The organism is Clostridium sp., from assembly GCF_051278035.1.
Lineage (GTDB): Bacteria > Bacillota > Clostridia > Clostridiales > Clostridiaceae > Clostridium_AD.
Genome location: NZ_JBNMNU010000064.1, coordinates 1 through 22,816, shown reverse-complemented (window position 1 = coordinate 22,816; position 22,816 = coordinate 1). Strand labels below are relative to the sequence as shown.

Sequence of the window (22,816 nt, the reverse complement as noted above, 5' to 3'; positions counted from 1 at the left end):
CTTGAAATCCTGCACTAATTTTACTTCCCCCTTGAAAATTAATTCTCTTTATTTTTTATACTGATTTATTTACATAAACATTCCCGCGTGTTAGCGTGCCATGTTCTTTCAATAACTAATTCAATGGTATGCCCCATTTAACTATCAGTCCAAATTTCTATCCAAATATGGACTGTTTCTGAAATAACAAGTTTTCTCACCTTTAGTCTATATTCTTTATCTTTTATTTTCATTATTCTCTTATCTAAAACCTCCCACATCATATCAGCATCTATCTTGTCTACTTCCTTGCCAACAAACTTATCAATTTTTTCTTTTACATGCTTTTGTAATACAATCCTTGTTAATTCATCTTTTTCATTTTCTAGAGTAACCTCTATTTTTTTCACAATTAATCTTTTATTATTAATAGTTTCCTCCAGTTTTTCAAGACGAGTATCTTTATCTTCAATTAAAGCTTCCAAAACACTAATGTTTTGATGGTATTCATCTATTCTATAACTTATTAAGCAGCTGAGGGCTATAATCCCTATAATACCACCTATTATAAATCCTGTAGCGAAAAATAGAAAATATCCTTCTTTTTTTACTTTGTCCATAAATCGCCACATCTTTCAAGGAGCTTCAACGTGTAATACCCTACATTTGCTCCTAATAACGCTGCTAAAATATATGCAATTTGCTTTATCATTAATCGTATTTCTCCCTTAAAAAGCCCCTCTTCTATAACCTGAAAAGAAGAAAATGTCCCCCCTAAGGCAATAGCCACGGCCCATATCTTAATGGAACTACCTAAATCTAACATGGTCTTTAAGGGTGGATGATTGTTTATTATGGCACCTATTCCAGCAAAGGTACAAGAACCAAACATTACTCCAAACGCAATAAGAAAGCTATATGACATATTAGAAATAAAATTACCCATAGTTTTTCCTTTTCTCTTTAAAGTGATTTCTATATAAACTATGCTTTTTATAACTAAAATATGTTTTATAGCCTTTTTAATTTATACCAATAGTCGTAATTTTTCTAATATATCTGGGTGCTTTTTCTTCAAATTAACTATTTTAAAGTCGTTATTAACAAATGCATGTTTTGTACTCCCTTTAGCGATTTCTATACCATCATTTTCTCTAATAACCGAATAGTTGAAGATTACCTTTACTGGAGTTAGTTCTTCTATCCATGTTTTAATTATTAATTTATCGTCATATCTTGCCCCTTGAATATATTTACAATTACTTTCAATCACTGGTATCATTATTCCGATTTTCTCCATATCCGAATAGCTCATCCCAATTTTCTTTATAAATTCTGTTCTGCCCACTTCAAAGTACACTAGATAGTTAGCGTGGTAAACTATACTCATCTTATCTGTTTCCGCATACCGAACAACTATTGTATTTTCACTTACATACATATTTAAGCCTTCTTCCTAAAAATTCTTTCAATAAATATATCATAGCATATATCGTAATAAGTTGTATTTCAAAATTATAGAAAACATGTTACAATTTAAGTGGGATTGTTGATCAAGAAATAGATTTTTTGGAGGGGATATGAATGGAAATAACTATTATTTTTGATATTATTATTTTCTTATTAATATTAAAAAAACTATATATAGTAAGCCATCATGGGAAAATTATTATAAACGCAAATAAAAATAAATTTCAGGTTATATTTTTGGTTGTATTTTGGGCTGCGATAAGTATCGGCTGGTGTATATTAGGGTATTTAAACTATACGCAAAGCGGTGATATTTTCTTTATTTTATTGACTATATTATGGATTGAAATTTCAATTTTTAATGTAATAAGGTATTTACATCGTTCAGAAATAAGAGAAAATGGGATATATGGCTCTGGACACTTTTATAAGTGGTCTAAAGTTCAACGTTATAGTTGGATATTACCAACTACTATTCACTTTGAAGTCAATACATTTTTTAAGACTGATTACAGTTTTGAATTTATCATAAAAGAAGAATTAAAATCAAAAGTAAATGAAACAGTACAAAAATCTATCATATCATTAAAATAGCGTAAATCATCATAGCAATAAATTGATTATTCTGATATAATCTTTTAAGAAGGTAAAAATTTCATGAATTACAATTATATTATTAGGGGGTATTTTTTATGAACAAACCAGTCCTATCAGAACATTTAAAGAAAAGGATGCCATCAGATGTTAGACTTGGGCAGATGAGATTTGCCGAGCGTAAAGTTAAACCCGCATTAGTTAATGTAGCAATTGGAAACGTTTCACTTCCAACGAATCCTGCCATGCAGAAAAGGATGTTTGCAATGGATGCACCTGAAAGCCCATTTGCAAATGGTGTTATAAGATATTCAGGCACTGTCGGTGTAGCCGAGACTCAGGATGCATTTAAAAATATACTTGCATGCCAAGGATTTGATACAAGTAAATTATTTGTTCAGGTAACTGATGGCGGATCAGCTGGTATGGAACTGTTATTACTCGGCGTTTGCGGAGATGCAGGCACTGGTGATAGACCTCTTATGATGATTGATCCAGCCTATACAAATTACATTTCCTTTGCAGAAAGAATCGGACGTAAAACTGTTACTGTAAAACGTCATTTAGGCGATGATGGCAAGTTCAGCCTTCCAGAGATGGATAAAATTGAAGAAACCATTAAAAAAAATAATCCTGGAGCACTTCTTGTAATCCCTTATGACAATCCCACTGGACAGCTCTACGATTATGAAACACTTAAAAAACTTGCTAAAATATGCGTAAAATATAATATGTGGATGATCAGCGATGAAGCTTATCGTGGACTGTATTATGTTGATAGTGAAATGGTAAGCATCTGGGGAATTACTGATGCGGATGTACCTGGCATAGAAGGCAGAAGAATAGCTATCGAGACCGCATCAAAGGTATGGAGTGCTTGCGGTTTAAGAATAGGCGCTTTAATCACTGATAATGAAGAGTTCCATACACAGTCAGTAGCTGAATATACTGCTAACCTTTGCGCCAATGTAGCAGGACAGTATATCTTCGGAGCACTGGCTCATGAAAGCAAGGAACAAATTAATGGATGGTGCGAGGGTCTTCGTGAGTATTATAAAAATATCATGTTTAAATACTACAACGGTATGAGAGAAATGGAACCTGGTCTGATTGTTTCTAGCCCCGATGCAGCTATATATTCAGTAGTTGACGTTAGAAATGTTGTAAAACCAGGATTTGATTCAATCGCCTTTGTTATGTATTGTGCCCAGGAAGGCTCCGTGGACTATAATGGAGTAGAGACAACCCTACTGGTTGCACCACTTAAGGGTTTCTATGACCTTAAACCGGGTGAGGTTAATCCAGGAAGCACTCAGATGCGTATCGCATTTGTGGAAACTCCTGAAAACATGGAAAAGGTTCCTGAGTTATTCGTTAAGCTTCTAAGGAAATATGAAGCAACACGCTAAATACGTATTATAGTAGGTGCTAATTCAATTAGCACCTACTATTTTTTTGTCATAAAATACATCAATGGAAGATTTAGAATATACCTTGGGATTAAACAAATCTACTATTTTATCTCTACAAGTTCATATTGTTTACTACCTAATCCTATTTTTTCTGCGTAATCAAGAGTATATCTTCCCCTTTTAAACACAATTTTACCATTATTCTTATCAATTATGTCCAAACAAGCCTTATCGATAGCTACTGGGTCCATGGATGCAAAAACCCCAACATCATCCACTATTGGTTTCATATTATGGCCTTCACAATCACAATTTCTAGTTATATTAAAAGCAAAAGTTATATAAATATGATTTTTGTCCTTTGCAGCTGCATAAGCGTATTCTGCAAGTCTTTCTTTAAATGACTTTGAAATAGATCCAATCCAGCTATTTGATATAGCTCCATATGGACATACCGCCATACATGAAGCACAACCAACACATTTATCTTTATCAATTTTAGCCTTTTTACCCAAAGTTATTGCATTCTCAGGACACCTTTTTACACAAGCATTACAAGATTTGCACTTTAAATAGCTTATCCTTGGTATTGAATTTGCGTGCTGGGCAAGCTTTCCACCTCTTGATGCACAACCCATTGCAAGTTGTTTTATAGCACCACCAAACCCCGCAAGAATATGCCCTTTAAAATGACTTATAACAATTAACTGTTTTTTATTAGCAATTTCTTTTGCTATTTTACACTTTTCAAAATTCTTTTTATTTATTTCAATTTCTTCAAAAGCTTCACCATGTTCTCCATCTGCTATTATTACAGGCATTTGTGTAAACCCATGTTCCTTAGCTAGCTTTAAGTGCTTTTCCTTTGTAGTTCTTTCCCCTCTATATAGAACATTGGTCTCTATAAATGCACTTTCTATATTGCTTTCTTTCAAGTAATTTATAATTCCGGAGAAATTTTCAGCTCCTATAAAGGTGTTATTTCCCTTTTCACCAAAATGAACTTTTAGTGGTATAAACTTTTCAAGACTAACGTTTTCTTCTTTTACCACCTCTTTTAAAAGTTCACTAGCAGCGCTACTCACCTCTTCGGTTTTATTGTATGAATTAATAGCTTTAAAATATACCTTCCTCATAGTGATGAACTCCCCTCATTCTTTGCCTTTAACATTAAATTAATTTCATCCAAAGCAGAAATCATTCTCTCTGCCTTTTCTTCTTCGACTCCTCCAACAATTAAATCATTAAGTCTATCATTAATGCATCCTATATCAATACATTCCAAGGATTTAGTAGATATGGATAGTTTAACCATTCTTCTATTTTCCGATGGTATTTCACGGGAAACATATCCTCTGTTTACAAGTTGGTCTACAATCCTTGAAACCGAACTTTTAGGAAACTCTACATTTTCACTAAGTTCATTAAGTGACAAAGTTTTATTTTCATATAACTCAAACATAATCATCATTTCTGGTACAGTAAGTTCGAATTCCTTAGAAATAGACTTCAAACACACCTGGATAGATTTGAATAAACAAATTATTTTTTTAGCAGAACTGCCTGAATAACACATAATGTACCTTCCCTTTACTTATGAAATAATTCCTTAGCCATTACATCTGGATGATGGTAACGACCCCTCTTTACTGTTACTTTTTTGTATTGAATTGATTTTTGTGGACACCATTGCAAACAAGCAACGCATTGCTCACATTTATGCTCCCATTGTGGTTTTCCATTATTCATTTTTATATTATTTGCAGGACATACCTTTGCGCATATGCCACAACCATTGCATTTTTCATCTGACCAGTAATTTTTATCTTTTTCATATGGTTTAAAACTACTATACATCATACCACCAACAGTCCTCGCTATTGTCTCGCTAAAACCTGTAAATTTAATTATTTCATTATTATTTATACTTTTAACAATTTCAGTGATTTTTATTTCTTCATTAGCAAAGTCCTTCTTTTGCTTTTCCTCTGAAAATGGTGGATACATTACTTGATAATTTCCCGGCATCTTCATTTTAAATGCTGCTGACAGCTTAATACCTTTACGTGTTAACTGCTTTTCTAATTGACTTATAGATACACCTGCTGACATCCCAAAGGTTACAACTGTATATACATATGCCTCTTTAGGTATTTCTAATTTTTCAATAAAGTCTCTAACTATAAGAGGCATCCCAGAAACATATACTGGAAAAACAATGCCGATTTTATTTGATGTTGCCTTATTATTATTCATATTGCCTTTACAAATTTGTATTATTTCTGTGTCTTTTGACTGCGCCGCAATATCCTTAACTATCTTTAAAGAATTGCCTGTGCCACTAAAATAGTAAATTGTTGATTTCATTTAAAAACACCCCTATAATTATTATTTCCATGTAGAATCATTCCATTTGGAACTATTCCATATTGTATAATAATATTGTAAATCATTCTTAATGTCAAGATGACAATCTTATTTAACGTACAAAAAAGAACCATCATTCTTCTTGATGATTCTCTTAGATAAATAATTATGATAATACTAACTAACAATATATTCTATGTATTGTTAGTTAGTTTATCTAATTTTAATTGTAATGACATTTGAATTTTAATAATATTTGTTAAGGTTTCTTTCACTGAATAATCTAAACTAATTAACTCCTTAATATTTGTAGCAAGAGCTATTCTCTTTTGTAAATTTTCACCTTCTTCATATATTATACGAGCGAGCCCTGTCTCTACTAATGCTATTGCTTTAATCATATTTGTTACCTTTTGTGATTTCTTAATATGGCAAGCTTTATAGTGTGATTGAAAGCGAGGTCTACCACACTTATTTGAAATATGACATCTACTACAATCTTCATCAGAGATCCTAACACTCGGAGAGGCTAGATAATAATATTGATTTCTACTTTTAATAATATTCATTATATTCCCCCATTATAGGTCAATATATATCATGCAAGCATTAATTATATTGTAAACTATTGATGTGGAACCAAGTCTAATCTTAAATATATTTAAACTTGATTCCCATAAGTGTTTTTGGCAAGCTAAAAACGGTTCTTTCCAATGTTAGTTGAAAGACTGTGTAAATTGTAGTATAATAGAATAGTCAGAATACTAGAAATGAGGCTGTTTTATGGATGAAATTATAAAATTATTGGATAAAAATTTAGACTATGTAAGTCATACAATTATAGGTAATACTATTTACATAAATGTACTATCTAACCGTGAAGAAGTTAGATGTCCTTCTTGTGGGAAGCTCTCTTCAAAAACACATTCCCATTATAAAAGAAGTTTTCAGGATTTGCCTATTCAAGGAAAAAAAGTTAGAGTTATTTTAAGTAACAGAAAAATGTTTTGTTGCAACCCTGATTGCAATCACACTACTTTCGCTGAAAGCTTTGATTTCCTTAAGTTTAAGGCAACGAAAACAAAAAGATTAGAGAATGAAATTATAAATATATCTATGAATGTTAGTTCATTAACAGCTACAAATATTTTAAGAAATAGTGTTGCAGACGTAGGTAAAAGTACGATTTGCAATCTTTTTAAAAAAAGAGATACCAATCATTAATAAGGAAAATATTACAAAGGTATGCATTGATGATTTTGCTATAAAAAAGAGAGAATCATATGGAACTATTATGATAGATATTGAAACTCATCGAGTAATAGATCTAATTCCTTCTAGAAATTGTGATGAAGTAGTACCGTGGTTAAAATCATATCCTAATCTTCAGGTTGTTTCTAGAGACGGTTCTATTACATATAAGAAGGCAATTACTCTATCACACCCCAACACAATTCAAGTGAGTGATCGATTTCATATTTTGAAGAATTTAACATCTCATTGTAAAGATTATTTGATGAAATATTTTAAAACAAAAGTAATAATTGATGTGGAAAACAAAATGGAAGTATTTAATGCAACCACTGAATTACCCATTCAAAATAAGAAATTAACACTAGAAGCGAAAATGAATAAAGCTATTCAATTATTGGATGATGGTCTTGCGAAAAGTCAAATTTGCAGGCAATTAAATATGGATATCAGAGTATTTAATAAATTAAATGATATGAATAAATATGAACGTTCAGCTTATCTAAAAACTTCCTTGCAAATATCACATGAAGAGAAGGTTGAAAAGAAACTTGAATTAATAGCTACTGTAAGAGATATGCACAACAATAAAAATTCAATAAGAGCAATTGCGAGAAACCTGGGCATGGCAGCACAGACAGTTTCTAAGTACTTAGATGATAATGTATCTGCTATTAATGGCAATTATAATGTTAAAAGAAAAAGCATCTTAGATCCTTTTTTTGAAGAGATTAATAAATTAAGAAATCAAGGATATACGTCATCTGAAATAGAAAATTCAATTCGTCTAAAGGGCTATAACGGTTCTGACACCACTATTCGTCATTATATAGCTCGCTTAAAAAAAGCAAACCATGAATTTTATATAGACAATAAAACTTCACCTTGCACAACAGAGTTGCTTGAACGAAGTAAATTACTAAAACTATTGTACAAGCCCATAATTAATGTAAAAGTATTATCTGTAGAAGATTTAAATAAAGTAAATGAAAAATATCCAAGGTATAAAGAGATAATTGACTTAGTAAGTGAATTTAGAGTGATTTTAAAAAGCAAAGCAATAACTAAAATTGATAAATGGATGCAACAGGCATCTGCTTTAAAAAATAAATATATTGATTCATTTATAAACGGAATAACGAGAGATATTACAGCAGTTAAAAATGCTATTATATATGATTATAATAACGGATTAGCAGAAGGTAGTGTGAACAAATTAAAGGTCATAAAAAGAATTATGTATGGTCGTAATAGCTTTGATATGTTGTATAAAAAGATATTATGGCTTGAAAAAAACCGTAAAATCAACTAACATTGGAAAGAACCGATTTTAGTATACCAGAAACACCATAAGTTAAACTTTCCTATTTTAATTTCTCCACTATCTACATTTGTTTTCTAATAACAGCAAGGCTTATCGTCATGTCTTTTTTTAGGGATGAACTTAGCTATTTCTTCTAATTTAAATTGTAATAACATCTGAAGTTTAATAATAGTTACTAATGTGTCTTTTACTGAAGCATTTAAAGTAACTAACTCTTCAACATTTCTAGCGAGGTCTTTTCCCTTTTGTATTTTTTCGTCCTCTGCATTTATTATATGAGCGAGTCCTGTCTCCTCTAATGCTATTGATTCAATTATATCTGTTATTGCTTGATCTCTACATACTGGATCACATGGTGTTTTAATTACTGGTGCTGACATATAACCATCCCCTATATATTTACTTTTTTATTTATTATCATTTAAATTTTCCAATCATTATTACATAATATAATATGTAGAAATGCTACTAAGTGCGCTTATATTATTTGAATATTAGCTATTAGTATTAGAATAGGTGAAATAGTTCAAAGAAAAATCCAGCATATTTATAATGCTAGATTTTTATTAATACTAACCGAAAAACTGACTTATACCTAGAAGAATCATAAGCCCCCCAGCTACAATAGTTGGCTTATTTCCTAAATTAAATTTGGTAGTATACTTTAGTGCATAATTACCAAGAAAGAATATACCTAGGCTAATTATAAAAAACGGGAAGGATATCATAAATGGACTATATCCTATTAATGCAGCACTAATTGAACTACCTATATCATCAAATGCCAAGGCAGCCCCTACTGTAAATGCTTCCTTATATTCTAGTTCCTTATACCTATGGAAATCAGTATTATTTTTATAAACACTTGAGTATATCATCTTTACACCCATGAATACCAAGAGTAGCATACTTATAATTGAACATATCTCGACGCTTAGAAAATGAGATATAAATTGACCAGATAAAGAAGCTACAAAAGAAACTGCAAAAGCAAGTAAAGCCAGTATTAAATTCTTAAGCAACTTAACTTTTATACCACCCACACTATATATTACTCCTACACCTATATTATCTATGCTATTAAGAAATGCTATGGTAAATAAATATAAAATTTGCATAGTTTTCACCCCCCTTAAAACAAATTAAGTAATTGTTTAGGATGCCAAACTATGTTTTTTTAAATTGTGTTATATTATATGCGCCATATTACGTAAAGTGATTACATTTTGGTTATACTAGAAAAAATCCTATAAATAATATTATAGGATTATTTTTGTTACTTTATTTTTGTATAATTCGTAACGTTTTGTTAGTTCTTTGCTTTTTAGGACATTTAAAAAGGGTACCTATACGGAAACACTTTAAAAATGTGTTTTCCCTATAGATACCCTTTTACTGGTTCTAATTTAATTATAAGTTCTTTTCGTAAGACTCAACCATTCTTTTAACCATTTGTCCGCCTACAGATCCATTCTCTCTTGAAGTTAAATCTCCATTGTATCCTTCTGAAAGATTAACTCCTACTTCTTTAGCAGCTTCCATTTTAAATTTGTTTAAACCCTCTCTTGCTTGTGGTACTAATGTTTTCTTTGACATATAAATTACCTCCTCTTTTTAATAATGATTTTCATTTGCATTGTTATTTTGCGCATTATTATAAAAAATATTCATAGTAACTTATGGTTGATTTAACAAAATAAAATAAAAATAATCAGTACAATTAGCTAACCCTATTATCTAATCGTAACTTGTCAGCCACCATCGCAATAAATTCTGAATTAGTAGGACTGCCTTTTCCATTACGAATAGAATATCCAAAAATTTTATTAATAGTTTCTATTTGTCCCCTACCCCATGCAACCTCTATAGAATGTCTTATTGCTCTTTCTACTCTACTAGCTGTAGTATTAAATTTTTCACCTATTGATGGATACAATTCTTTTGTTACTGCTGATAAAAGTTCAACATCACTCACAACCATGTTTATTGCTTCCCTTGCAAACATATAACCTTTTATATGAGCAGGTATTCCAATTTTATGCATAATATTAGTTATTTGATCTATCATATCAACATCAACTACTTGATTTCCATTTATTTTAATTTCTGTGTTATTAACATTTGGTATTGTTTTTACGTCGTCACTATCTATAGTTTTATTTGACATCTGTCTTATTCTTTTAATCAACACTTTCATATCAAAAGGTTTTACAATATAATAATCTGCTCCTAGCGACATCGCTCTTTGTGTTATTTTATCTTGACCAACTGCTGATAAAACTATTATATTGGGCATTGGACAATCCATTGCATCTAACTTTTCTAGAACACCTAACCCATCAAGTAGAGGCATAATTATATCAAGTACTACTAAATCAGGTTGTTTTTCTTTAATAAGTCTTAATGCCTCTACACCATCTTGAGCGATGCCAGTAACAACAATATCCTCTTGTTTTGATAGATAATCGTTAAGAATATCGCAAAATTCTTTGTTGTCATCAGCAATGATTATGTTTATTTTGGACTCTTGCATATTTATAATCTCCTTTATCCTTTAGTTTTACATACTAACATTTATAAATTCTACAAAACATTGTTAAATCCTTCTATTAAAATTATATTAAACTATAATTCTCATTAATTGTCTAGTTTTTAGTTTGAAACCAGTCCAATTATTCCCAGGGGTCAGGCACCTTACTTAGTTTGTAATAGTATATTAATCAATTTAAAAACATAGTAATAAGAGAATAAATTAGCATTTGCGGTCGCAATATTGAGAGGAGGAACTTTTAAAAAAATGGAAAAGAGTATAGTGGATATTGATTTAAGTTTAAATGAAAATATTATAAACCCTAGGCTATATGGTTTTGTAGGCGATGGGATTTTTAATGATTCTATATCATTAGATAATATGTTTCTAAATATTTCAGAGGGCTCAACTGTTAGATTTCCAATGAATAGCATTGTAAGATTAGATAGTGATGTCATTACAAATAGATCATGTAATATAGATTTCCAAAATAGTACAATATTAAGTTATTGTACTAATGGTATAAAATTTAGTGGGACTCTTAAGAATACATTTTCAGTAGTTGAAAATTACACTGAAATAATGAATAAAAATACATTAACACTAAATTCAACTATTGGTATTAAAGTTGGAGATTTAATTAGTGTTGTATCATCCGAATTGTACGACACATCAAGATTGTATTATTTTAAGGGTGGTAATGCTACTATTACAAAAATAGTCGGTAATATAGTTTATTTTAACATTATATTTCCTTTTGATATGTCAGCGAGTTCTATTATCGTGAGTATATACGAATCAGTAATGGTAAAGATAAAGAATATTAAATTACTAGATGGCAAAAAAGATTTGAGCTTATCCTTAGCTGGGTTATCTATAGAGTATGGCACTAATATATGGTTAGAAAATATAAATACAAATGGATTTCATGCCAATATAACCTTAAAAAGATGCGTAAATTCTAAATTAGATTTTATTAGTACTGGAAATGCTAAAAATATTAGAACTGACCCTTGGGACGGTTATGGAATATGTATTTATAGTTGTAGTAATATAAGAGGAAATAATATACTAACTAATAGCGGACAGCATGGATTAACATGGGGTGGTCAAGAAGTTAATTATGGGTTACATTTCGAAGATTGTGTTTTCAAATCAGAGATTACAAACTATGGAGTTGGAGCACATGAAAATTTGCATGATGCTATATTTGTAAATGTAAAAATGTTTGGCGCTTGTCTTGCTAATAATATAAATTGCATAAATTGCGAATTTCTACCAGCCGAAGTTGGAACCGTTGGCGTTTTGATGGCTTGCGCTGAAAATCCTAGAAGGGCAAATTATAAATTTTCAAAGTGTAATTTCTCCAACCTATCGATAGTGCTTTTAGATTTTCATCAGGTGGTATGCCCTTCTCGCAAATATGTGGGTAATATTGTTCTTGAGGATTGTGAAAACTTTTCAATGTTAATTAAGATAAATACGCAAAGTTCAGGTAGCAAGATAGCTGAAATTGATAGGATATCTTTTAATAGAGTAAAAAACTACTCTTTTAATTGTACCGATATTTTGGATTATTTAGAAATAAAGAATAGCGATAGTGAAACTGATGGAGGAATTATTACTCAATCTGCAATTAATTCTACATACCAAAAGATTAAGAATGTATACCTAGAAAATATAAGTATATGTAGAAAATATGATAATATATACTTTGGTAATTGTGATTCTGTTGTTATTAAAGGATTTAGATATAATAAACTAGACAGGACAAATGGACAAGAGACGTTTGAGAATGTAGAAAATCTGCATTTGGATAATTATGTTAACAGTTCTTCTCCAAATGGAATAAACCTTAACTCGATAGGGCAATTGCTGATGATTAATTGTGAGATAAAGTTCCCCTGTAAACTTTCTACTGCGCTTACAAATGTAGTTAGAGCTGATGCTACGTGCTTAAAAGTAGGAAACGAATATATGAACATAATTACTTCAACAAATAACAAGAAATATAAATCACAAATAAATTCTAATGGTGTCCAAACCCTCGTATTAACCTAGAAGTTCGTCACACAAAAAAAACACCAAGATCATATGATCTTGGTGTTTTCTTATAGTGTTAAATAAGGCTATTAAACCTGTCCTATTTATGCCACCTTATTGATATTGATATCTATTTCTTTTCCTTCTTTACGCCTCTTAGCAAATTCAGCTGTTGCTGTGAATAGTGCATCTGTTGAAGAGTTAAGAGCCGTTTCGCAAGAATCTTGTAAGACTCCTACGATAAACCCTACACCAACTACTTGCATAGCAATACCATTTGGTATTCCAAATAAGCTAGCCGCTAGAGGTACTAGCAATATCGAACCACCAGCTACGCCTGAAGTTCCACAAGCACTTACAGCTGCCACTATGCTAAGAAGTAATGCAGTAGCTATGTCCACTTCAATTCCAAGTGTGTTTACTGCTGCAAGAGTCAAAACAGTAATGGTAACAGCTGCACCCGCCATATTTATAGTAGCTCCTAATGGAATAGACATCGAATATGTATCCTTATCTAAACCTAGTTCGTCACACAAACTCATATTTACAGGAATGTTTGCTGCTGAGCTACGTGTAAAGAAGGCAGTAATGCCGCTTTCTCTTAAACACTTAAGTACTAGTGGGTACGGATTTTTACGAATATTTGCGTACACAATGGCTGGGTTTACAACAAGAGCCACAAAGGCCATACAACCAATAAGCACTGCAAGTAATTGTCCATATCCTAGTAATGCTGATACTCCATTTGTAGCAATAGCATCAAATACGAGACCCATGATTCCAAGTGGTGCAAAGTTTATAACCCATCTTACCATTTGGGTTACTGCATCTGAAATATCATTAATCATTGTCTTTGTAGTATCAGTCGCATTTTTAAGTGCCAAACCAAGAACTAACCCCCAAGCCAATATACCGATATAATTGGCATTAAAAAGTGCTTTTATTGGGTTATCAACTACATTAAGCAGTAATGCTTTAAGAACCTCTACAACCCCACCAGGAGGTGTAATGTTCTTAACACCTTCTGTAAGTGTTAATGTTACAGGGAACATAAAACTTGCCATAACCGCCACAAATCCAGCCAAGAATGTTCCTAAAAGATAAAGTCCTATAACCGATTTTATATTAGTTTTATGTCCACTCTTGTGTTGAGAGACAGCAGACATAACCAAGAAAAATACCAATATTGGTGCAATCGCTTTCAAAGCACCTACAAAAAGAGATCCAAAAATGATAATTGGTTTTGCTTGTTGTGGAATTGTTAAGGCCAAGATAATACCTACAACCAACCCTATAATTATTTGTTTTACTAAACTGATTTGATTCCATTTACTCATTAGTTTTTTCATAATTCATTCCTCCTATAGTTAAGAAAATACGAAACAATCCCTAACATTTTTAGCTATATTACTAGCCGTTTGTTTGTTTCTTACTATGTATAATTGCACGAAAATTCGCTACAAAAAAGATTTTATCACGAATTATAACTCATGTAAAGTAAAGACTAAGTGTAATTCTTAACAGTAAATTACCTATATAATCAGTCTTATGATGAGTAACAACTAGAGTGTAATCACTAATTTGATTATTCTGTAATCGGAATTCAGCTAAGTTATTTTCTCATAATAGGTTCTTCCTCATAATCTATACCGTTATATGTTCTCACCCCTTCGCTAATAAGCTTTTGTCTTTATATTCGTACACAACTTTCTGTATAACTTATAGTCTTAATGTACTTCACTATATTTTCCATGCCTTATCCTTTTGAGTAACCTTATTTAAATGCACATCATATTATCAATGTAATTATTCAAGTATTTAACATTAATTAATATTAAATATATATTATTCATTTATACAATCTATTGGGGTAACACCTCTTCTTGTAAAGTAATTTGTACCGAAGACACCTATTAATATTAGTATAGATCCAATAACATGGTATAATTTAAAACTTTCATGGAGCAATACAACTCCAGCAATTATTGAAACAATGGTAGCTAAATTAGCAAAAATAGCCGATTTAGAGGCCTCTAATTTAGACAAAGTAAAGTTCATCAAAAGAAATGCAATTACAGAAGACAGTATTCCTAAGTATGCAATGGGCAATAGAAAGTTCTTATTCTTCAAAGGTGAAAAGTACTGGGCTAATGTGTTAGCTGTAATATGATTGTAAATTGAAACAAGATTGAAAAATACTGCGCCCATTGCCATCATTGCATAAGTTAGTTCCACAGGACTGAATTTTTCAGAGTACTTCCTTGACAAAATATTAAACAATGCTGCAGAAAGCACTGCACCAAGTAATAGAAATATACCTAATAAACTTCCTCCTGAAGAGCTTGACCCAGCCATAATCACAATAAACATTACTCCACTTACAGAAATCAATATAAAACCACACTGCAATTTTGAGGGAATTTCCTTTAATGCGTAAGCAGATAGAATGGTTACAAATATAGGAATAAGTGCAATCATTAGACCAGCTTGAGAGGATGAGGAAAGTTGAATCCCATAGCTTTCAAAAACAAAGTAAGTTATTGGCTGCGTTAAGCCAATAGCAATTAGATTTTTTATACTTTTGCCTTTGTAGTTTATTTTTATGATTCTAAGTAATTTAAGCATAGACATAATTATGAAGGCAACAAGAAAACGAAAAGACAGTAAAGTAAAAGGATCTACAATGTTCAATGCCTTTTTAGAAAATAAAAAACTTAAACCAAATATTGCTGATGTAAGTATTCCAGATAAAATTGGTAGAATGTTTGTTTTGTTATTCATAGAATTTCCCCCAGTATATATAACTTTAATGTATTATTTAATTACTTCGCTTAAGCTCGCACCTTTTACAAAAAAACGCTGGATATTCTTTTCTACTGATGGATCAGAAATTAATGGCGGCGCATGGTGTGGTTTAGTGCGGGCATCAATAATCATATTATCACAGGCCCAGTGCTTGTTTTCATAATAGCTATTAACTCCATAAATATCATGCGAAGGGTTACTTCTTGTAAATGTGGCCCATATGAAATTTTGTATGGTGGCGCTCATAAATGCACTGTCGTCACATAGTATAATCATCGGGCACGCTTTCATGGCACCTTTCGCCTGCACTTTTGAGCATAACTCGTCTAATTGCTTTTGTGCATCTTTATAGCTTAAAAATACTGGTCCTTCCATGGCGACAATGCCTGGCATTACTAACCTTGGATTTTTAAAGTTTTGCAAATCCCTTAACTGTTCTGGCACGTCACTACACAATTTTCTTTTCCGTTCTCCGCACGCAGCAATTATCACTTTGCTACCTGAATTTAGACCCGTTCCCGAATAATCAAGAGTATCGATTGTAGTATTTGTTTGAAAATGAAGGTCACGATGAAGATCTAATCGTTCAAGTATATAAGTTAAAAATTCTACCTCTTTATGGGTATCTAACGGCTCACCGTCTTCAGCGGTAATAAATAAATATTTAGCCAAACTAAGATGTCCTGTTCCTAAAATTCGATTGGCAATGGTAAGAAGTTCTGCTGGTTGTTTTACCTTTTGGTAAGGTGTATATCGTTCACTTCCTATAGCAAACAGCAATGGATGAACTCCCGCTGCGTCTATTGCATGAACTTCTTTCAAACCAGGAATTTCATATTTTATCGCATTACCTGTTAACTCATGGATAAGATCACCGAAAGATGTATCCTCTTGAGGAGGACGACCAACAACTGTAAATGGCCAAATAGCATTAGATTTTGCGTATACTTTATGCACCCTCATTAATGGAAAATCATGAATAAGGCTATAATACCCAATGTGGTCACCAAAAGGTCCCTCAGGTTTCGTTTCACCTGGGTGAATTTCACCCGTAATAACAAAATCAGCATCAAGACTAATACAATAACCATCAACATAAGAGTAACGAAAATTACGCCCTGAAAGAAGTCCTGCAAAGGTCATTTCACTTAGTCCCTCTGGCAATGGCATAATGGCAGCTAGCGTATGAGCAGGAGGACCTCCAATAAAAATGCTCACTTTAAGAGGAACACCAAGCTTATTCGCTTTCTCTTGATGAATTCCTATTCCGCGGTGAATTTGATAGTGGAGTCCTACCTCTTTGTTCATTTTATAATCGTTACCACTAAGCTGAACACGATACATTCCTAAATTACTATTCATAATACCAGGTTTTTCTGGATCTTCTGTATAGACTTGAGGCAAAGTAACAAATGCCCCTCCATCTTTTGGCCAATGGTGAATAAGTGGAATGTCAAAAATTTTTATTTCCTGGAATCCAGCTAATTTATTACTGGCTTTTTTCAAAGGGAGTGCCTTTGAAGCTGCCCATCCTGTACTTATGTGCTTAAATGGATTTTTAATTATACTCATTGGATTATTGCGTACTGCAATCACTTCCTTAGTTGACTCTAACGTATTCCTAAAGATAAACTTACTTCTCTCTAGGGTACCGAATAAATTTGATACAGCTGAAAATTTAGACCCCTTAACATTTTCAAATAAAAGCGCGGGTCCCCCAGCTGCGTTAACTCTCATATGTATGGCTGCCATCTCAAGGTTCGGATCCACTTCTTCATGTACCCTAACTAATTGACCATCCTTTTCTAAATCAAGAATACATTCTTCTAAACTATGATACATTCTTTCAATCCTCATTTCTTTAGTAAAGTTTAATCATGCATATTGTCCTAATTGGTGTGTTTACATTTTTAGATTTCTGTATCTATTATATGCTGCCATTATTTCTTGTTTCCTAGGCAGTGCTAAACTCCCGCTTCCACCTTTTACTCGTTCCATGGATATAAGCCCATTTTTCTCAATTTCACAAATTATATTATCCACCATATTTTCAAAGCTTAAGCCCCTATTCATAATACTCGCTTCCGCCCATTTCATAATAGAACCTATGGCATTTACTTGCTCGGTATCAACTATTTGTTCCACACCCCTAAGGTTTATATCCTCTCTATTTATGCTAAGTGTATCTAGTCCCATTGCTTTTACTTTAACGCCTTTTTCTCCTGACTTAATACTTCCAGCTTTAACTGTTCTATTAAATGTAATATCTATTTTTAAATTTCTATCACTAATTCTTTTTATAATATGACCGCGGCTTAGCCTTTTAGCCTCTATTGTCACATCCACAGCTTCATAATTATCCATTTGTATTACAGAATCCGCTATATCAAAAAAGTCTCCTGAACTTCCTACTACTATTATTGTTGAAATACCATTTTGCTTATATAATGGTCTAACTATTTCAATAAACGGTGTAATTGGTTCCTTTTCTGTAGAAACTAATTTTTGCATTAAGTCATCTCTCATCATAAAATTAGTTGCCGAAGTATCTTCATCTATTAAAAGCGTCTTAGCGCTACTTCCTATTCCCTCTATAATATTTGCCGCCTGTGATGTACTACCACTGGCATTATCTGTATAGAATTCTACAGTGTCACGACCATTAGGTAAATTATTTATAAATAGTGATATATCCGTTTTAGTTACACACCTATTATCTTCTGCTCTTATTTTTAAGGCCGATTCATCCGTTATAACAAACTCTCTACCATCACCTTCAATATGATTATAGACTCCAAGCTCTAAAGCTTTCAGTAATGTAGATTTACCATGGAATCCGCCACCTACTATAAGAGTTATACCCTTTGAAATACCCATTCCGCAAATTGTACCCTTAGTCTTTGTATTAAATTCTACTTCTAATTCCTTTGGTGAAACAAATACTTTACCACCTTTTAATGCCTTTGTAGATATCCCGCTTTCTCTAGGTAACATCGCTCCATTAGCTACAAATGCAACTAGTCCTCTATTATTAAGCTCAGATCTTATGTATTCTTGATCTTCAACTAGTTTTACTCTATTTAATAACTTTTCATCATTAATATTTTTATATATTAAAGTATTCTCTACAATGTTTGGTATAACATTATATAAAATTTTCTCGAGTTCTCTTGAAAGAACACTTCTTCCGCTTGCAGGAAAACCAACATAAAATCTTGCCTCTATTTTATCCTCATCTATAATTATTGAGGTTCTATTTAATATTTCTTGTGGGCATCTACTTATAGCAAGGAGTCCACTCTTTCCAGATCCAAAAACTTTTGTGCTACACCTATTTATATTAGAATAAAACTCTCTTGTTATGTAATCAGCTACTGCAATATTTTTATTTTTGTTATCATAAAGTTCTTTTGGAAATTTAGCAATGGTTTGGTTCACTATTACTCTAATTCTTGACGGTGATGCATAGGGATCACCTTGAACATGATCTATACTAAGTATATAATTTCCAAAATCATATTCCCCTGCTAAATCCTTATAAAGCCTATAGCTTTTCCCATCAATTCTATCTAATTCTTTTTTTAATGCCTCTGAATTTTTCATATTGCCCTCCTATTATCCATTTAATATTATGAGTGTTCCTTCTATACTGGAAGTTAATCCAGCTATTATTAGCCTATCTCCCTTTAATATTATTGTATCTCCATTAGGAAGAAATTCATCTCCATCCCTAATTATTTCAAATATCCTAAAATTAGAAGGAAATTTTAATTCCTTTAAACTTTTATTATAAATCATAGGATTCAAAGGTACAATCTCCATAATAGATATTTTACTCTCTATTTTATTATGTATTTTGTCTATATTATCATATCTAAATATTTTGTCAAAGCAAATAGGAAATAATATACATGATATTAAAACAATCAATACAAATGCTGAATAATTTGATGACTTCATTACTCCTAAATTAAATGCCATTTGTGCACCAACTATTAATACACTTAGCTGTGATGATAATATAACTCCACTAGCGATAGCTTTATTATATCCAAACATAAAAGTCATAAACAGACAGGGTATTAATTTAACGATAAAAATCACAAATAAAAATACCGGAATATACAAAAGCGATCTAGGCTCTTCAAAAACACTTGAAAGGTCAATGTTAACTCCAACCATTATAAAAAATATTGGAATTAGAAATCCGTAACCTATAATATCTAGTTCATATTTTAATTCTTCCTTTTCTTTATCTAATATGAAAGTAAAGATAATTCCTGCTAAAAATGAACCTAACACTACCTCTGTATCAATTTTCTGCGAAATAGTAACAAGTACCAACATTAATGCAAACGCTGCACGAACACCAATATGTAGTCTGCTGAAAGCACTTGCTGATAAATCTAATATATGTGAAAATCGTTTTATAATTTTATAAATTAAAAGAGATGCCAAAAATAAAGTAAGAAATAAGAAACTTTTATAACTTAATCCATTAACCATAGTAGACGAAATTATACTTAATGAAATTAGACATATAAATTCACTCATTAATGAAAATATGAGTATGGTTTGACCATAATTCGAGTTTAATATTCCCCTTTCTTTTAGAAATGGTACAAGAAGCCCTGGTGCTGACGCTGTAAGTAAAATAGTTATAAAAGGTACATTTTTAATAATACCGAATTTATACATAAGTGATGAAGCTATATATGACACTAAAAGTGATATCCCAAACATGAAAGTACACATTATAATCCTGCGAACAACTTTTTTCTTTTCAGATTTCACATTTATTCTATCAAAATCTAACTCTAAACCACTTAAAAACATCAAATATGCAAGTCCAAGATGAGATATAAAACTTATCCAAATATCATCATGCACTAAGTTTAAGAAACTTTTTCCAATTATCATTCCAACCAAGATTTCCCCTACAACAAAGGGGATTTTGAACCTTTTGATAGAATTAATAATTAATGGTGTAATAAACGCAAAAATAGAAATTATTAATAGTGAATCATAATTTATATTATCCATATCCTAATACCTCCTCTTTATAAATCCAGCATATTTTTCATAAAAACCAACAAATTCCCATATACTTTATAATACTACTTCATCATCTCTACTTATTCAAATAATTCTACTATTATAAAATCAAATTAGCAATATTTTAATACAAAGGGGTGAATTAGTTATAGCGTTATAGAGGGGTGGTTGTGTGAATCTAAAAATTAGTGAAAAAGCATTAAAGTATTTAAAAAAGAACGATGCAATTTCAGTTATCATTTATACAATTAAAAATGAAACAGGTGCCGGCTGAGGATGCGGCAGTACTAAAAAGTACTACACCCCTTCCGTGCGAATGGGATTTGAAGACCATAATCTTAAAGGATATTCAATTTACTACTATGATGAATTCAAAATATTTTTGTCAGATAATATACAAGTGGATGATGATGACATAATAATCATAGATATAGTAAAAATATTATTTATACAGAATCTTATTATTAAGGGAATAGAGATTAAAATGATATAACAATAGTCATATCATAAAATATACGTTGCGAAACTGTTGTAATTAATTTTTTTCTAATTATAAAATAGGGGGTCTGATTATGTCTATTAAAAGAGAATATGGAAAAGAACAACCGTTTATACCCGCTGGTCCTTTTAAGATACGTATCCCATTTGTACATTATAAATTTCAATGGCCAGATTATATTCAAGGCTTATTAATGTGCGCGGTTTGTCTTGGAGCTATTCCAATACTTCAAGAGTTTTTAGGTATGCCATTCGAAGTAGCAATGGCAATTGTTTTGTTAAATGGTATACTTTATTGTGCCCATGTATTTTTAGGAGACCCAGTTGTGCCAGGTTGGGTTACACCGGCAATTCCACTTCTAATTCTTTACGTAAGTGGTTATCCAATAGGACCAGAAAGAATGCAAGCATTAATAGCGTTTGAATTGAGTTTAGGAGCTCTTGCTTTTTTCTTAGGTATTACAGGACTTGGTAAGAAGATAGTTCACATCGTTCCTAATGCAATGCAGTCCGGCATTATTATTGGAGCTGGTATTGCAGCTGTAAATATAATATTTGTAAAAGGTGCTCGTTTTGATAAATTCCCTATTTCTATTGTTGTATGCGTAGGACTCGGATTTTACCTTTTATTTTCAAATCATTTTAAGAGTATTTGTAACAAAAATAAATTTTTAAGAACTATATCTAATTTAGGTATTCTACCTGTTATAGCCCTTGCAATAATATTTGCACCTTTAGTAGGCGAAACAGCTTGGCCTACTGTTGAATGGGGTATAACAAAACCAGCTTTTGGAGCTTTATGGTCACATTGGACACTTTTTTCTAAAGATATAGGATTTCCACCAGTTAAAATGTTTATAAGTGCGATACCAATGGTTATAAGTGCGTATATAGTGTTATTTGGTGATATGATACAATCTCAGGCACTAATAGAAGACTGTAAAAAGGATCGCCCAGATGAACTTGTAGATTATAATCCGAATAGATCTCACATGATATTTGGTCTTCGTAATATGGTAATGTCTATTATAGGACCAGATATCACAATGGCAGGTCCACTATGGGCTGCAATGCAAGTTGTTATTTGTGAGCGATATAAGCATGGAAAAGAATCTATGGAGTCAATATTTGGTGGAGCGGGTTCATTCAGATTTGGTACCCTTACTGGATATCTACTTCTACCAATAGTTTCTTTATGTAAACCTATATTAGGAATTGCGCTAGCATCTACTATGCTAATTCAAGGATATGTTTCTATAAGAGTAGGAGTTATGAAGGCACGTACAGTTAATGATTTAGGTATCGCAGGTATAATGGCTGCAGTAGTTGCTACAAGAGGTGCAGCTTGGGGACTTGCAGCAGGTATTGTACTTTGCTTAATTGTTCAATTAGGAAATAAACCAAAATTAGATGTAATGCTTTTTGATAATGAAAATATTGAAGCATAGATAAGTCAAATACTATACACTAAAATATATAGCTACAGAA

22 protein-coding genes are annotated in these 22,816 nt (G+C 31.7%); 6 read left to right on the top strand and 16 right to left on the bottom strand.

The features are described 5' to 3' along the window. Positions 1 to 137: 137 nt before the first annotated feature. From ACJAX4_RS11190 to ACJAX4_RS11180, 3 genes are all read right to left on the bottom strand, one after another. Positions 138 to 599 (bottom strand): hypothetical protein, encoded by a 462-nt coding sequence (locus ACJAX4_RS11190; RefSeq protein ID WP_435789542.1) that lies wholly within the window; start codon positions 597 to 599, stop codon positions 138 to 140. Beyond that, positions 587 to 925, bottom strand: coding sequence for a YtrH family sporulation protein (locus tag ACJAX4_RS11185; RefSeq protein WP_435789541.1), 339 nt, complete (start codon positions 923 to 925; stop codon positions 587 to 589). The genes ACJAX4_RS11190 and ACJAX4_RS11185 overlap by 13 nt, the downstream gene beginning before the upstream one ends. A gap of 81 nt (positions 926 to 1,006) precedes the next feature. Continuing rightward, the gene (locus ACJAX4_RS11180) at positions 1,007 to 1,420 is read right to left on the bottom strand and encodes an acyl-CoA thioesterase (RefSeq protein ID WP_435789540.1); all 414 of its coding nucleotides are present in this window, start codon (positions 1,418 to 1,420) and stop codon (positions 1,007 to 1,009) included. A 143-nt stretch (positions 1,421 to 1,563) separates the two neighbouring features. Between ACJAX4_RS11180 and ACJAX4_RS11175 the strand changes: the two genes are divergently transcribed. Both ACJAX4_RS11175 and ACJAX4_RS11170 read left to right on the top strand, forming a co-directional pair. After that, positions 1,564 to 2,043: a DUF5673 domain-containing protein gene (locus tag ACJAX4_RS11175; RefSeq protein ID WP_435789539.1), complete on the top strand. Its 480-nt coding sequence runs from the start codon at positions 1,564 to 1,566 to the stop codon at positions 2,041 to 2,043. Between the two features lie 98 nt (positions 2,044 to 2,141). Then, entirely contained in the window at positions 2,142 to 3,452 is a 1,311-nt protein-coding gene (locus ACJAX4_RS11170) for a pyridoxal phosphate-dependent aminotransferase (protein WP_435789538.1), read from the top strand. 104 nt (positions 3,453 to 3,556) lie between these two features. Here the strand turns inward: ACJAX4_RS11170 and ACJAX4_RS11165 are convergent, their stop codons facing one another. The 4 genes from ACJAX4_RS11165 to ACJAX4_RS11150 form a co-directional block, all read right to left on the bottom strand. Then, the gene (locus ACJAX4_RS11165; protein WP_435789537.1) at positions 3,557 to 4,591 is read right to left on the bottom strand and encodes a DUF362 domain-containing protein; all 1,035 of its coding nucleotides are present in this window, start codon (positions 4,589 to 4,591) and stop codon (positions 3,557 to 3,559) included. Continuing rightward, on the bottom strand, positions 4,588 to 5,031 hold the full coding sequence (locus ACJAX4_RS11160; RefSeq protein WP_435789536.1) for a MarR family winged helix-turn-helix transcriptional regulator: 444 nt from the start codon (positions 5,029 to 5,031) through the stop codon (positions 4,588 to 4,590). The genes ACJAX4_RS11165 and ACJAX4_RS11160 overlap by 4 nt, the downstream gene beginning before the upstream one ends. 14 nt (positions 5,032 to 5,045) lie before the next feature. Beyond that, positions 5,046 to 5,822 carry an EFR1 family ferrodoxin gene (locus ACJAX4_RS11155; protein WP_435789535.1) on the bottom strand — a complete coding sequence of 259 codons (777 nt, stop codon included), beginning with the start codon at positions 5,820 to 5,822 and terminating at the stop codon, positions 5,046 to 5,048. 194 nt (positions 5,823 to 6,016) lie between these two features. Beyond that, on the bottom strand, positions 6,017 to 6,391 hold the full coding sequence (locus tag ACJAX4_RS11150) for a hypothetical protein (protein WP_435789534.1): 375 nt from the start codon (positions 6,389 to 6,391) through the stop codon (positions 6,017 to 6,019). A 214-nt stretch (positions 6,392 to 6,605) separates the two neighbouring features. Between ACJAX4_RS11150 and ACJAX4_RS11145 the strand changes: the two genes are divergently transcribed. Both ACJAX4_RS11145 and ACJAX4_RS11140 read left to right on the top strand, forming a co-directional pair. Beyond that, positions 6,606 to 7,046 carry a transposase family protein gene (locus ACJAX4_RS11145; protein ID WP_435789533.1) on the top strand — a complete coding sequence of 147 codons (441 nt, stop codon included), beginning with the start codon at positions 6,606 to 6,608 and terminating at the stop codon, positions 7,044 to 7,046. Beyond that, positions 7,015 to 8,385, top strand: a complete 1,371-nt coding sequence (locus tag ACJAX4_RS11140; protein WP_435789543.1) for an ISL3 family transposase — start codon at positions 7,015 to 7,017, stop codon at positions 8,383 to 8,385. Before ACJAX4_RS11145 ends, ACJAX4_RS11140 begins: the two co-directional genes overlap by 32 nt. Before the next feature lie 86 nt (positions 8,386 to 8,471). Here ACJAX4_RS11140 and ACJAX4_RS11135 read toward each other — a convergent pair whose 3' ends face one another. The 4 genes from ACJAX4_RS11135 to spo0A form a co-directional block, all read right to left on the bottom strand. Then, a complete protein-coding gene (locus ACJAX4_RS11135) occupies positions 8,472 to 8,777 on the bottom strand; it encodes a hypothetical protein (RefSeq protein WP_435789532.1) in 306 nt (101 codons plus the stop codon). 192 nt (positions 8,778 to 8,969) lie between these two features. Further along, a complete protein-coding gene (locus tag ACJAX4_RS11130) occupies positions 8,970 to 9,515 on the bottom strand; it encodes a manganese efflux pump MntP (RefSeq protein ID WP_435789531.1) in 546 nt (181 codons plus the stop codon). Positions 9,516 to 9,807: 292 nt separating this feature from the next. After that, the gene (locus tag ACJAX4_RS11125; protein ID WP_435789530.1) at positions 9,808 to 9,993 is read right to left on the bottom strand and encodes an alpha/beta-type small acid-soluble spore protein; all 186 of its coding nucleotides are present in this window, start codon (positions 9,991 to 9,993) and stop codon (positions 9,808 to 9,810) included. A 124-nt stretch (positions 9,994 to 10,117) separates the two neighbouring features. Beyond that, a complete protein-coding gene (gene spo0A / locus ACJAX4_RS11120; RefSeq protein ID WP_435789529.1) occupies positions 10,118 to 10,930 on the bottom strand; it encodes a sporulation transcription factor Spo0A in 813 nt (270 codons plus the stop codon). Between the two features lie 264 nt (positions 10,931 to 11,194). On the opposite strand from spo0A, the gene ACJAX4_RS11115 reads away from it, so the two are divergent. Continuing rightward, positions 11,195 to 12,988: a hypothetical protein gene (locus ACJAX4_RS11115; RefSeq protein ID WP_435789528.1), complete on the top strand. Its 1,794-nt coding sequence runs from the start codon at positions 11,195 to 11,197 to the stop codon at positions 12,986 to 12,988. Positions 12,989 to 13,074: 86 nt separating this feature from the next. On the opposite strand, the gene sstT is transcribed toward ACJAX4_RS11115, so the two are convergent. The 5 genes from sstT to ACJAX4_RS11090 form a co-directional block, all read right to left on the bottom strand. Then, positions 13,075 to 14,319, bottom strand: a complete 1,245-nt coding sequence (sstT, locus tag ACJAX4_RS11110) for a serine/threonine transporter SstT (RefSeq protein WP_435789527.1) — start codon at positions 14,317 to 14,319, stop codon at positions 13,075 to 13,077. A 496-nt stretch (positions 14,320 to 14,815) separates the two neighbouring features. Beyond that, positions 14,816 to 15,751 (bottom strand): DMT family transporter, encoded by a 936-nt coding sequence (locus ACJAX4_RS11105; RefSeq protein ID WP_435789526.1) that lies wholly within the window; start codon positions 15,749 to 15,751, stop codon positions 14,816 to 14,818. A 33-nt stretch (positions 15,752 to 15,784) separates the two neighbouring features. Then, a complete protein-coding gene (locus tag ACJAX4_RS11100; protein ID WP_435789525.1) occupies positions 15,785 to 17,617 on the bottom strand; it encodes a UbiD family decarboxylase in 1,833 nt (610 codons plus the stop codon). Between the two features lie 60 nt (positions 17,618 to 17,677). Further along, positions 17,678 to 19,378 (bottom strand): ABC-ATPase domain-containing protein, encoded by a 1,701-nt coding sequence (locus ACJAX4_RS11095; RefSeq protein ID WP_435789524.1) that lies wholly within the window; start codon positions 19,376 to 19,378, stop codon positions 17,678 to 17,680. A 12-nt stretch (positions 19,379 to 19,390) separates the two neighbouring features. Continuing rightward, positions 19,391 to 20,818 (bottom strand): cation:proton antiporter, encoded by a 1,428-nt coding sequence (locus ACJAX4_RS11090; protein ID WP_435789523.1) that lies wholly within the window; start codon positions 20,816 to 20,818, stop codon positions 19,391 to 19,393. 584 nt (positions 20,819 to 21,402) lie between these two features. Between ACJAX4_RS11090 and ACJAX4_RS11085 the strand changes: the two genes are divergently transcribed. After that, positions 21,403 to 22,776, top strand: coding sequence for a hypothetical protein (locus ACJAX4_RS11085; protein WP_435789522.1), 1,374 nt, complete (start codon positions 21,403 to 21,405; stop codon positions 22,774 to 22,776). Positions 22,777 to 22,816 lie beyond the last annotated feature (40 nt).